General features: G+C 66.2%; 11 protein-coding genes. 8 read left to right on the top strand and 3 right to left on the bottom strand.

The window, feature by feature from the left end:
- Window positions 1–86 precede the first annotated feature (86 nt).
- Entirely contained in the window at window positions 87–1169 is a 1083-nt protein-coding gene (locus MAAFP003_RS15580) for an NAD(P)H-dependent amine dehydrogenase family protein (protein WP_096288332.1), read from the top strand.
- Window positions 1170–1172: 3 nt separating this feature from the next.
- Here MAAFP003_RS15580 and MAAFP003_RS15575 read toward each other — a convergent pair whose 3' ends face one another.
- On the bottom strand, window positions 1173–1799 hold the full coding sequence (locus tag MAAFP003_RS15575; protein WP_096288331.1) for a TetR/AcrR family transcriptional regulator: 627 nt from the start codon (window positions 1797–1799) through the stop codon (window positions 1173–1175).
- A 93-nt stretch (window positions 1800–1892) separates the two neighbouring features.
- Here MAAFP003_RS15575 and MAAFP003_RS15570 point away from each other — a divergent pair, with 93 nt between their 5' ends.
- Window positions 1893–3104 carry a cytochrome P450 gene (locus MAAFP003_RS15570; protein ID WP_096288329.1) on the top strand — a complete coding sequence of 404 codons (1212 nt, stop codon included), beginning with the start codon at window positions 1893–1895 and terminating at the stop codon, window positions 3102–3104.
- Window positions 3101–4057, top strand: coding sequence for an SDR family NAD(P)-dependent oxidoreductase (locus MAAFP003_RS15565; RefSeq protein WP_165796416.1), 957 nt, complete (start codon window positions 3101–3103; stop codon window positions 4055–4057). Before MAAFP003_RS15570 ends, MAAFP003_RS15565 begins: the two co-directional genes overlap by 4 nt.
- Before the next feature lie 43 nt (window positions 4058–4100).
- Here the strand turns inward: MAAFP003_RS15565 and MAAFP003_RS15560 are convergent, their stop codons facing one another.
- Window positions 4101–4796, bottom strand: coding sequence for a hypothetical protein (locus MAAFP003_RS15560; RefSeq protein WP_096288325.1), 696 nt, complete (start codon window positions 4794–4796; stop codon window positions 4101–4103).
- A 78-nt stretch (window positions 4797–4874) separates the two neighbouring features.
- Here MAAFP003_RS15560 and MAAFP003_RS15555 point away from each other — a divergent pair, with 78 nt between their 5' ends.
- The 3 genes from MAAFP003_RS15555 to MAAFP003_RS15545 are packed head-to-tail and all read left to right on the top strand — an operon-like array spanning window position 4875 to window position 8933.
- Window positions 4875–6380, top strand: a complete 1506-nt coding sequence (locus tag MAAFP003_RS15555) for a carboxylesterase/lipase family protein (protein WP_096288323.1) — start codon at window positions 4875–4877, stop codon at window positions 6378–6380.
- A 58-nt stretch (window positions 6381–6438) separates the two neighbouring features.
- A complete protein-coding gene (locus tag MAAFP003_RS15550; RefSeq protein ID WP_096288321.1) occupies window positions 6439–8433 on the top strand; it encodes a DUF7064 domain-containing protein in 1995 nt (664 codons plus the stop codon).
- Window positions 8434–8471: 38 nt separating this feature from the next.
- A complete protein-coding gene (locus tag MAAFP003_RS15545) occupies window positions 8472–8933 on the top strand; it encodes a gluconokinase (RefSeq protein WP_243394142.1) in 462 nt (153 codons plus the stop codon).
- Window positions 8934–8936: 3 nt separating this feature from the next.
- Here the strand turns inward: MAAFP003_RS15545 and MAAFP003_RS15540 are convergent, their stop codons facing one another.
- Window positions 8937–9953, bottom strand: a complete 1017-nt coding sequence (locus MAAFP003_RS15540) for a DoxX family protein (RefSeq protein ID WP_096288317.1) — start codon at window positions 9951–9953, stop codon at window positions 8937–8939.
- Between the two features lie 72 nt (window positions 9954–10025).
- Here MAAFP003_RS15540 and pncA point away from each other — a divergent pair, with 72 nt between their 5' ends.
- Window positions 10026–10586, top strand: a complete 561-nt coding sequence (gene pncA, locus MAAFP003_RS15535; RefSeq protein ID WP_165796415.1) for a pyrazinamidase PncA — start codon at window positions 10026–10028, stop codon at window positions 10584–10586.
- Complete coding sequence (locus MAAFP003_RS15530) at window positions 10586–11386, top strand: ketosteroid isomerase family protein (protein ID WP_096288313.1); 801 nt, start codon at window positions 10586–10588, stop codon at window positions 11384–11386. Before pncA ends, MAAFP003_RS15530 begins: the two co-directional genes overlap by 1 nt.
- The last annotated feature ends 44 nt before the right edge of the window (window positions 11387–11430 follow it).

Below are 11430 nucleotides of genomic sequence, written 5' to 3'. Positions count from 1 at the left end.
CCCCAGCGGTGGCTCTGCCGCCGGCACCCCTTACGCCGGTTTCCAGAAGGCGATACAGTAACCGCCACGGGAAGGACGACGTAACGATGCGCAGAGTGATCCAGTTCTCCACTGGGAATGTGGGCCGACATTCGCTGCGGGCGATCATCGGCCGGCCGGACCTCGAACTTGTCGGCGTGCACGCCGCAAGCGCGGACAAGATCGGCAAGGACGCGGCCCAGCTGTGCGGACTCGACGCACCGACCGGCATCGTCGCCACCGACGACATCGATGCCCTGGTGAACCTCGGTGCCGATTGTGTGGTGTACACGTCGCAGGGCGAGACCCGGCCGATGGAAGCGATCGAGCAGATGTCTAAGTTCCTCGCCGCGGGCACCAATGTCGTCGGTACCTCGATGGTCTGGCTGGTCACGCCGCATCACGCCGAAGACTGGCTGCGAGAGCCGCTGGAGCGCGCCTGCGCGGCGGGCAACACCTCGCTTTACGTCAACGGCATCGACCCCGGCTTCTCCGGCGATACGCTCGTTCATGCGGCGGTCAGCCTGGCGACTCGCGTCGATTCGATCACCGTGCAGGAGATCTTCGATTACGGGAACTACGATGATGCCGAGTTCACCGGCGCCGCAATGGGGTTCGGATCGACTGAAGACGACGATTCGCCGATGATGTTTCTGCCCGGGGTGATTGTGTCGATGTGGGGTGGTCAGGCCCGGAGTCTGGCGGACAATCTGGACATCGACCTCGACGAGGTGCGCCAGCGCGTCGAGCCCTGGTACACGCCACAACGAATCGACTGCACGATGATGACGGTCGAGCCGGGACAGATGGCCGCGGTGCGTTTTGCGACCGAGGGCGTGCTCGGCGGCAAGCCGGTGATCACCCTCGAGCATGTCACCAGGCTCACCAACGCGGCGGCACCGCACTGGGAATTCCCGCCCGAGGGCCACACCGGGGTGCACCGTGTCGTCGTGGAGGGCGAGCCGCGCGTCGAGATCAACACCCATCTTTCGCACCCGGTGCTGGATTCCACTGACGCAGGCTGCATTTCGACGGCGGGTCGCGCGGTCAACGCGATCGAGTGGGTGTGTCGCGCACCGCAGGGACTTGTTGCGGTGGAGGACATTCCGCTGTCCGCGACGATGCGCGGCGCGATGTGGGCCGAGGGCTGACCGTTACAGCGGCCAGTTGTCCGGGTCGATTGCGCGGAAAGTGGCCGCCGGCGGAAGCGGCCGTCGTTCACCGGTCGATATCGCGTCGAGCATCAGCGCCACGTAGCGCCGCCAACCATCGCTGAACGGCTCCATCGTCGACAGCACGCTGTACAGCATTCCGATCAGGCGCAACAGGTCCGCGGCTACCAGCTCGGCGCGGATCACGCCGTCCTGCTGACCGCGCCGTACCAGCTCGTTGAGCGCTTCGCTCAGCGAGTCGGACATGTCGGCACTCAGCGATCCCGCTCGTTGCGCGGCGATCAACAGGTTCTGCTCCCGCGAGCCCAGCGCAATCGTTGCTTCGAAGAGCTGGGTGAGGCCGCGCAATGCGTCCTCGCACTTGCGGGCGTCGGCGATGACGGGCATCAGGTCTTCGGCTATGCCCTGATCCAGTGCCGCCCGCACCAGGTCGGCCTTTGCGGGAAACCGGCGATAGAGCGTTCGTTCGCCGACTCCGGCCCGGCGTGCGACCGCCTCCACCGGCGCGTCGGGTCCCAGCTCGCTGTAAACGTCCCGGGCGGCTCGCAGGATCCGCTCGACGTTGCGAGCCGCGTCCGCGCGCAAGGTTCGGTCGGCAACCGCCGTCATTCTCACAGCTTAACTTCCCGTTGACTGCCAGTCCGCTAGGTCCTACGCTGAGGCAAATGGCAGCCAACTGACACTTATGGGGAAACGCGGCTAATGTCAATCGCTTTCGAAACCTCCGAATCCAGCCTTCCCGTCATACCCGTTCAACGTGCGACGCACTGCCCGCTACACCCGCCGGCCGAGTTCGTCAACTGGCGCGACGAGCCCGGACTGCGCAAGGCGATGTATCACGGCCGACCGGCCTGGGTGGTGAGCCGCTATCGCGACATCAGGGCGGCGCTGCTCGACCCGCGCCTGTCCGCTGACACCATCCCCGCCTCGCTGAAGCCCGAGAGCCCGGACCGCACCGTGCCGGTGATGTTCGCGCGCATCGACGATCCCGAACACAATCGGCTGCGCCGGATGTTGGTGCGCGACTTCACCTTTCGGCGTTGCGAGTCGATGCGGCCGCAGATCCAGGAAACGGTCGACGAATTCATCGAACAGATGATCGGCAACGGGCCGCCCGCCGACCTGGTCAGCGACTTCGCGCTGCCCATCCCGTCGCTGGTTATAGCGCTGTTGCTGGGCGTGCCGCCCGAAGACCTGGAACTGTTCCAGCGCAACTCGACGCTGGGGCTCGAGGTCGCCACACCCGATGACGTCAGGGCACAGGCCTTCGCCGAGATGTACGTCTACATACAGGATTTGGTGGAACGCCGGACGCACGATCCCGGCGACGACATGATCAGCCGCCTTGTCACCGACTACGTCGCGACGGGCCAGCTCACCCGCGAGACGGCGGCGATGAACGGCGTGGTGATGATGCTTGCCGGTCACGAAACCAGCGCGAATATGATCTCGCTGGGAACGGTTGCGCTGCTCGAGCATCCGGAGGTTTACCAACGTCTGGGCCGTACCGACGACCATTCCGTCATCGCCAACATCGTCGAAGAGTTGATGCGGTATCTCAGCATCGTGCACAGCCAGGTGGACCGGGTGGCGACCGAAGACTTCGTTCTCGGCGGTCAGATGATCCGGGCCGGTGACATGGTCTTGATGAACATACCCGCCGGAAACTGGGACGCCGAGTTCGTCGACAACCCTGAACGCTTTGACCCCGAACGGAATACCCATGGGCACTTGGGGTTTGGTTACGGCGCGCATCAGTGCATCGGCCAGAATCTGGCCCGTGTCGAGATGCAGGTCGCGTTCGCCACGTTGGCACGGCGACTGCCCGGCCTCACATTGGCGGTCTCTGTGGACAAGCTGAAGTTCAAAGAAGCGGACATCTACGGCATGAAGGAACTGCCGGTCAGTTGGTGAACGAGCTGAGGTTCGACGATCAGGTCGCCGTCATCACCGGCGCCGGCGGCGGCCTGGGCAAGCAGTACGCGCTGCTGCTGGCCTCTCGGGGTGCGCGAGTCGTCGTCAACGACGTCGGTGGCTCGGTGACGGGGGATGGCTCGAGCAACCGAGTGGCGGACGCTGCCGCACGCGAGATTCGCGAGCTGGGCGGTCAGGCCGTCGCGGACACGCACAGCGTGACCAGCGCCGAAGGGGGACAAGCGATTATCGACACCGCCCTGAGCACATGGGGTCGTGTCGATATCGTGATCAACAATGCCGGAATCGTTCGGGATGCGCCGTTCGAGGACATGACCGCCGAGCGCTTCGAGCCGCTGCTGGACGTGCATTTGCGGGGTGCGTTTCACGTGACGCGACCGGCATGGAAGGCGATGCGCGAGCAGGGATATGGCCGGATCCTCAACACCACTTCGGCAGCCGGCATCCTGGGCAATGTCGGAATGAGCAACTACGGCTCGGCCAAGACCGGGCTGCTCGGTTTTACCCGCGTGTTGGCCGCCGAAGGTGCCGGCCGCGACATTAAGGTCAACGCGGTCGCCCCGATCGCCTACACGCGGATGCTGACGCACTCGATCGACGGTGCCGCGCCCCCGGCCGACGCCGCGGCGCGAGCCGTGTTGGACGACCTGACGAACCAATACCTCAAGAAGCTGGATCCGGCCCTGGTTGCTCCGGTGGCGGCTTTCCTGACCCATCGCGATTGTCCGGTGTCGGGCGAGGTCTATACCGTTGGCGCAGGCCATGTTTCGCAATTCTTCATCGGGCGGACCAAGGGCTTCTACAGTCCCGAACTGTCAATCGAAGAGGTGCGGGACAACCTGGGGCAAATCCGCGACGAAGCCGGCTACACGGTGCCCGGCGGACCCGCCGAAGAGATGGCCGAGCTCTTCGCCATGATCATGGCCGAGTAACCGCACTGGCGGCGCTGGTCGCCGCGGGGGTGCAACAAAGTCCTCAGCAGCTGAACGCAACGCCGATGCCGTCGGGCGGCGGCACCGACCGCAGACAGCCGAACTGCTGGATTCCGGCGCTGCTGAACCTTACGGCCGACTGGCGGGCGTAGTTCACACAAAACAAGCCGGCCGGGGCGGGGCGGCAGCGATAGTCGTCATAGGACAATGTGTCCCCCCCCCCCCAATCGGGCCCGTTGCCGTAGACGAACGGCCCCGGGTCGGCGCGGGCCGCCCCGATCTGCAGGTTCGCCCCGTCGAAGGTGACCCAGCCGCCTTTCCATTCGCCGTAGGCGGTGTCCGGGCGGGGCGGCGGACTGGACAGATCGACCAGGCAGGTCAGCGCGGCGCCGGTGTGCGCGGAATCCGTCGTGCAGTCGAGCTTGGCGGCCGGGACGCTGAACGCGACGTCGGTTCCGAGCTGGGTGGTGACACCGTCGCGGACGACCGCGTGATATCGGGCCGGATCGGCAGGATGACCTGCCTCGATCCAGGTGATGACAGCCGAGATCGGCGCGCCGGCCGCTGGCGGGGCCGACGGCCCCGGCGGTTTACTCCCGGGTGAGACCGTGCTGGTGGGGGAGAAACCCGACACCGCGGTGGTGTTCGGCGCCTGCCTGGTTGCCGATTGACCCCCGCCGCCGTGCGAGCATCCGGCGGCAATCAGCACCGAGAGTGTGACCCAGACGGCCATTCGCATGCCGACAGGCTATCCGTCACACCGTGGATTTAGCCGCTACGCGCGCCCCGTATACGTAGTGTCGGCTACCGTCGGCGTATGCACGAGCGCACTATCCGCGCACGCACCGCCAACGGCATCGTCGAAGGCTTCACCCGTGACGGCGTCAACCGTTGGCGTTCCATTCCCTATGCCCGGCCGCCGGTCGGACGGCTGCGGTTGCGGGCGCCGCAGCCGGCGCAGGCCTGGTCAGGCGTCCGTCATTGCCACGGTTTCACCAACTGCGCGCCCCAGCAGCGCCGCTACACCATGCTGGGTGTCGGCCGATATCAGCCGATGAGCGAGGATTGCCTCACGCTCAACGTCGTTGCGCCGGAGTCGGGCCACGACGGACCGTTACCGGTCATGGTCTTCATTCACGGCGGCGGATACATCCTGGGCAGCTCCGCGGTCCCGCTCTACGACGGCGCGGCGATGGTCCGCCGCGGCTGTGTGTACGTATCGGTCAACTACCGGCTGGGTGCGCTGGGATGTCTTGACCTGTCGTCGTTGTCGACCGCCGACACCACCATCGACAGCAATCTGTATCTGCGCGACCTGGTGATGGCGCTGCAGTGGATTCGAGAGAACATCGCGGGATTCGGCGGCGATCCCGGCAACGTCACCATCTTCGGCGAAAGCGCCGGTGCCTGTATCGCCGCCACGTTGTTGGCGGTGCCGGCGGCCGAGGGCCTGTTCGCGCAGGCGATTGCCGAAAGCCCGGCGTCGGGTCTGGTTCGGTCGAAGGAGATTTCGGCCCAGTTCGCGACGAGGTTCGCCGAGTTGCTGGGCGCGCGTCCCGAGGACGCCGCCAACGCGCTGATGCAGGCATCCCCGGCGCAACTCGTCGAGACCCAACACCGGCTGATCGACCAGGGCATGGAGAACAGGCTGGGCGCCTTCCCGATCGGTCCGGTGATCGGCGACGACTGCCTGCCCGAAGACCCCGTCGTGGCGATGGAGAACGGTCGGGCGCATCGGGTCCCGCTGATCGTGGGCACCAACGCCGAGGAAGGCCGGCTGTTCACCAGGTTCCTCAAGATGTTGCCGACCAATGAGTCGATGATCGAGGAGTTGCTGGCAGACCTGGAACCGGTTGCCCGCGAACGCATTATGGCCGCATACCCCGGTTACCCGTCATCCTCGGCATGCATCCAGCTGGGCGGGGACTTCGCGTTCAGCTCGGCGGCCTGGCAGCTCGCCGAGGCGCACAGTCATCACGCCCCGACGTATCTGTATCGCTACGACTACGCTCCGCGGATGCTGCGCTGGTCGGGGTTGGGTGCGACCCATGCCACCGAGTTGTTGGCCGTTTTCGACTTCTATCGAACCCGGCTCGGCGCGTTCTTGACCGCGGCGGCCGATCAGCGCGCCGCAATTCGGGTCAGCAACCAGGTGCAGCGCCGTTGGCGAGCATTCAGTCGCGACGGGGTGCCGGGTGAGGACTGGCCCGCCTACACGGTTGACGACCGCGCCGTGATGGTGTTCGACCGCAAGAGCCGTGTCGAATTCGATCCGCACCCGCATCGCCGGATGGCGTGGGCAGGCTTCTCATTGGCGCAGTGACCTGGCACGCTGACGTGGCACGCTGAACCCGTCAGCGAAATTCGGCCAAAGGACGTCAATGCAGACCCAGCCAGTCGAACGACCCAGTGATCTCACCGCTTCGTGGTTGACCGCCGCGATCGGAGCCGGCGAGGTCGCCGACTTCGAGACCGAACGCATCGGGACCGGCCAGATGAGTGAGTGCTACCGGGTGCGGCTGCGCTACGCGGATGGGGCCGCGGGACCGGAGTCGGTGGTGTTGAAGGTCGCGGCCAGCGATCCGATCAGTCGGCAAACCGGGTTGGCGCTGGGCCTCTACGAGCGAGAAGTCCGCTTCTACAGCGATATCGCGCCACGCCTCGGCGGGCCTGTCGCACCGTGCTATCACGCCGCGATCGACACCTCGACCGGTGTCTTCGATCTGCTGCTCGGCGACGCCGTTCCGGCAGTTGTCGGCAACGAAATCGCCGGTGCCACAATCGAACAGGCCACCATCGCGGTCGTTGAGTTGGGGCGGCTGCACGGCCCGCTACTCGGCGATACGTCGCTGGCCGACGCGCCCTGGCTCAATCGGCATGCTCCGCTCAACCAGGCCATGATCGCCCCGCTCTATGCCGGGTTCCTCGACCGCTACGGCGACCAGATCGCGCCGGCGCACCGCATGGTGTGCGAACGCCTGGTCGGAGCGTTCGATGCCTATCTGGCCGCCGAAACGGAACGAAACCGGATCCTGGGCCTGGTGCACGGCGACTATCGGCTGGACAACCTGTTGTTCGGCGCCGAGGGAGCCGACCGCGCGCTGACCGTCGTGGACTGGCAGACCGTCTCCTGGGGTGCGCCGTTTACCGACCTGGCCTACTTCCTCGGCTGCGCATTGTGCACGCAGGATCGTCGAACACACTACGGCGCGTTGCTGCGGGCTTACCACGAGGCGCTCGGTCCCCAAGTGCCGATCACGCTTGCCGAGGTCACCGAAGGGGTTCGGAGGCAAAGCTTTTTCGGCGTGATGATGGCCATCGTGTCGTCGATGCTGGTGGAACGCACCGAGCGCGGCGACCAGATGTTCATGACGATGCTGGCGCGGCACTGCGATCATGTGCTCGATACCGACGCGCTGGCGACGCTGCCCAATGCGGTCGCGCCCGAACCGCTGCGGCCAACCGATGACGACGAACTTGCGCATGTGCCGACCGACGAGCCGCTGTGGAGCGAGAGCTGGTATGCCGACTTCGTGGATGCGGCACAGGGATTCGGCGGCTGGTTCCGCATCGGCCTGGTCGCCAACCAGCGGGCCGCCTGGGTTCAGGTGCTGCTGTGCGGACCGGACCTGCCGACCGTCGCGGTGCTCGATTACGAAGTTCCGCTGCCCGAAGACCCGTGGGTGCTGCGCACCGACGCCTTCGAAATCAGCCACGCCGCCAGCGCGCCACTGCAGACCTACCGGGTCGACGTGCGGGCGAAGGGACAGTCCTACGCGGACCCGTCGGCGATATTGCGCGGCGAACCGGGAACACCCGTCGACGTGACAATGGATCTGGTGTGGACCACCGACGGTGCCCCATACAAGTACCGGGTGACGACACGCTACGAAATCCCTTGCACCGTAACGGGAACCGTCACCGTCGAGGGCACCACCTATCGGATGGATTCCGTTGCCGGACAGCGTGATCACTCGTGGGGTGTCCGCGACTGGTGGAGCATGGACTGGATGTGGAGTGCGCTGCACCTCGGCGACGGCACGCACCTGCACGGGTTGGACATCAACATCCCGAATGTTCCGCCGGTGGGTATCGGTTACATCCAGGACGCCGACCGTAACGTCACCGAACTGCACACCGTGACGAACCCAAGAGCATTCGGCGACAACGGGTTACCGCTTAAAATGACCTTGAGTCTGGACCCCGGCGGCCTGCGCGGCGACGTCGACATCCACGGCCACGCCCCGGTGCTGCTAACCGGCCCCGACGGACAAGTCAGTGAGTTCGCCCGCGCCTGGGTCAGCATCGAGACCGCGGACGGCCGCAGCGGCGTCGGCTGGATGGAATGGAACCGCAACCTCGAGCGACAGACCTAGGCGCGGTGCCGACCGCCGCGGCGTCGACCATCGTGGTGATGGGTGTGTCCGGGTCGGGCAAGTCGACGGTGGGTCGCGCGCTCGCCCAGCGGTTGCGGGTACCCTTCGTCGACGCCGACAGTCTCCATACACCGGCCAACGTGGCCAAGATGACCGCCGGGCAACCGCTGACCGACCAGGATCGCGGTCCGTGGCTGGAGCGCGTCGGGGAGTGGTTGGCCGATCACCGTGCGGGTGGGGTGGCGAGTTGCTCGGCTCTCAAACGCAGCTACCGAGACCAGTTGCGGGCACACTGGCCGGGCGTGGAGTTCCTGTATCTGAGCGGCTCCCCGGAGCTGATCGGCGCGCGACTGGCGGCCAGGTCGGACCACTTCATGCCGGCCGCACTGCTGCAATCACAATTCGACACCTTGGAACCGCTGGGGGCCGACGAGCCCGGGGTCACCGTCGACATCGATCGGGGTGTCGACGCAATCGTCGACACCTTCTTGGCGTGCTAGCCGCTACCAGGGACGACGGCGGGTCTTGACCTGCCCGCCGACTCGGTCGCGCGCCGCGTCGGCCAACTGGTTGCCGTGCGTGCGTGCGGTTTCGGCGAAGTCTTCGCCACGCACTCGAGCCTTCTTGGCCAGCTTCTCGCTGCGCTTGCGCGCCTTCTTCGCCAGCGGTCCGGCCTTCTCGGCGGCCTCTTCCGCCAGCTTTTCGCTGCGCTTGCGCGCCTTTTCGGCCCGCTCGGCCACCTCGTCGGCGAGCTGCTCACCGCGCTTGCGTGCCTTCTTGGCCAGCGGCTCGGCGCGTTCGGCCGCCGCGCTGGCCAGTTCGCGACCGCGATCCAAGGCGAGCTCGGCGTACGGCGCGCCGCGCTCGGCAGCGGTATTGGCCAGTTCACGACCGCGGTCGAGGGCGGCCTCGGCGTATGGGGCGCTTCGTTCGGCGGCCGTGCTGGCCAGTTCGCGACCGCGTTCGGCACCGACATGCAGGCCGTGCGCGATCTTTTCGCCGAGCTCGGCGAAGTCGGCGTCGAACAATGCGTCGTCGGACCCGGGCAGCACCGAGGACACCCGGTCGGAAAGGCGCTCGGCTGCCTTGCGGCCACGCCATCCCAGCGATGGCTTGCCGGCGGTGTCGGCGGACGCGATCATCAGCCCACCCAGCAGGCTCAAGTCTTTCAGGAACTCGCGGCGTCGCTCCGCTTTGCGCTGCGGATCGCTCTCGTTCCAGAACGAGTAGGAGCCGAAATTGGCCGGCAGCACCGTGAGGGCGAGTACGGCCGACGCGACGCGCGGCATTTTCCCGGTGGCCAGCAGCAGCCCGCCGCCGATCTGAACACCGGCGGTTATCTGGGCGAACGTTTGGGGGTCGTTGGGCATACTGCGGGCCACCTGGTCCGGCAACGCCTGCAGGCCATCCACCGCGGGGGCTGCGGCCTCGGCCGCAGCTTTGGGATTAAGCAGGGATTCAACTCCTTGGCCGATAAAGGCAACCGACAAGAGGGGACGTGCGATTCTGCGGATCACCATGGCAGGGGGTGTACCCGAGGAGTCGGCAAACAAACCGACTCGGCGACAGTTGACGGCGATATGGTGGAGCGCGTGCGAGCGTTGATCATCGTCGACGTGCAAAACGACTTTTGCGCGGGCGGCTCGCTGCCCGTGCGCGGCGGCGCTGAAGTGGCCGGTGCCATCAACGACTATCTGGCCCGCAAGCCCGACTACCAACACGTGGTGGCCACCAAGGATTTCCATATCGACCCGGGCGGCCATTTCTCCGACCACCCCGACTACTCGTCGTCCTGGCCGCCGCACTGCGTTGCCGGAAGTCCGGGAGTGGAATTTCGTCCCGACCTCGACACCCGGCCGATCGAGGCGGTCTTTCGCAAGGGTGCCCGCGCGGCGGCCTACAGCGGCTTCGAGGGTGCCGACGAGAGCGGGACATCGCTCCTCGAGTGGCTGCGGCAGCGCGGCGTCGACGAGGTCGACATCGTCGGCATTGCCACCGACCACTGCGTCCGGCGAACCGCCGAGGACGCGGCGCGCAACGGTTTGAGCACCCGGGTGCTGCTCGACCTGACCGCGGCCGTGTCGCCGAGTTCGGCAGCGCAAGCACTGGTCGAGATGCGAAGTGCCGGAATCGAATTGGTCAAGGGCATCTGATGGTGGTGCCACTGGACCGCGAGTCGCTGCTGGCCGCGGTCGAGCGTTCCCCCCGGGCGGCCGCCGCGCACGACCGCGCCGGATGGGTGGGGTTGTTCACCGAGGACGGCCGTATCGAAGACCCGGTCGGCTCGCGACCGCATCTGGGTCGGGTCCAGATAGGGAACTTCTACGACACTTTCATCGGTCCGCGCGTGATCAAGTTCCATCGCGACCTCGACATCGTCTTCGGCACCGTCGTGCTGCGCGACCTCGAACTCGAGGTGTCGATGGGTGCGGCCGTCACGATGTACATACCAGCGTTCCTCCGTTACGACCTGCGAGAAGCGAACGGCCAATGGCAGATTGCTCATCTGCGCGCGTATTGGGAGCTACCGGCGATGATGCTGCAGTTCCTGCGGACCGGATCGTCGGCGGTGTCGCCCGCGGTGGCACTGTCGCGAGATCTGCTCCACAATCAAGGGCTGCCCGGAACTGCGGGCTTCATGGCCGGCTTTCGCCGGCCGGGTGCCCGGCACAAGAGGCTGGTGCAGACATTTCTCGGCGCTGTTTCGCGCGGCGATATCTTGGCTGCGGCTCACGCGCTATCACCTGCTGCCGCAATCACTTTAGGTGACAATGACCCGCTCGACATCGCCGAACTCGCAGCGGAACTCGCGGGCGGGAACTGGACCAAGATGATCGGTGCCGGGTCCACGGTCACCGTGTCGATCAATTCGGCTCATGGGCGCGCCATCATGTTCGCCGACCTGGGCCGGCGCGGTAAAGCGATCGATCACATCCGCTATTTTCCGGCCTGAGCGTTCCCCGATCGGCTTGCTGCGAGCACCGCCCGCAACGACGG

Origin of the sequence: Mycobacterium ahvazicum (assembly GCF_900176255.2) — a bacterium.
In the GTDB taxonomy this organism is placed as follows: domain Bacteria; phylum Actinomycetota; class Actinomycetes; order Mycobacteriales; family Mycobacteriaceae; genus Mycobacterium; species Mycobacterium ahvazicum.
Note: the sequence above shows the minus strand (reverse complement) of the source record. Positions and strands in the feature narration are given on the sequence as shown.

Excerpts from the sequence above, each read along its gene's own strand:
- MAAFP003_RS15580 (WP_096288332.1), top strand. The coding sequence starts at position 87 with ATGCGCAGAGTGATCCAGTTCTCCACTGGGAATGTGGGCCGACATTCG.
- MAAFP003_RS15540 (WP_096288317.1), bottom strand. The coding sequence starts at position 9,953 with ATGGTGATCCGCAGAATCGCACGTCCCCTCTTGTCGGTTGCCTTTATC.
- MAAFP003_RS15530 (WP_096288313.1), top strand. The coding sequence starts at position 10,586 with ATGGTGGTGCCACTGGACCGCGAGTCGCTGCTGGCCGCGGTCGAGCGT.
- MAAFP003_RS15560 (WP_096288325.1), bottom strand. The coding sequence starts at position 4,796 with ATGCGAATGGCCGTCTGGGTCACACTCTCGGTGCTGATTGCCGCCGGA.
- MAAFP003_RS15575 (WP_096288331.1), bottom strand. The coding sequence starts at position 1,799 with ATGACGGCGGTTGCCGACCGAACCTTGCGCGCGGACGCGGCTCGCAAC.
- MAAFP003_RS15555 (WP_096288323.1), top strand. The coding sequence starts at position 4,875 with ATGCACGAGCGCACTATCCGCGCACGCACCGCCAACGGCATCGTCGAA.
- MAAFP003_RS15550 (WP_096288321.1), top strand. The coding sequence starts at position 6,439 with ATGCAGACCCAGCCAGTCGAACGACCCAGTGATCTCACCGCTTCGTGG.
- MAAFP003_RS15545 (WP_243394142.1), top strand. The coding sequence starts at position 8,472 with ATGGGTGTGTCCGGGTCGGGCAAGTCGACGGTGGGTCGCGCGCTCGCC.
- MAAFP003_RS15570 (WP_096288329.1), top strand. The coding sequence starts at position 1,893 with ATGTCAATCGCTTTCGAAACCTCCGAATCCAGCCTTCCCGTCATACCC.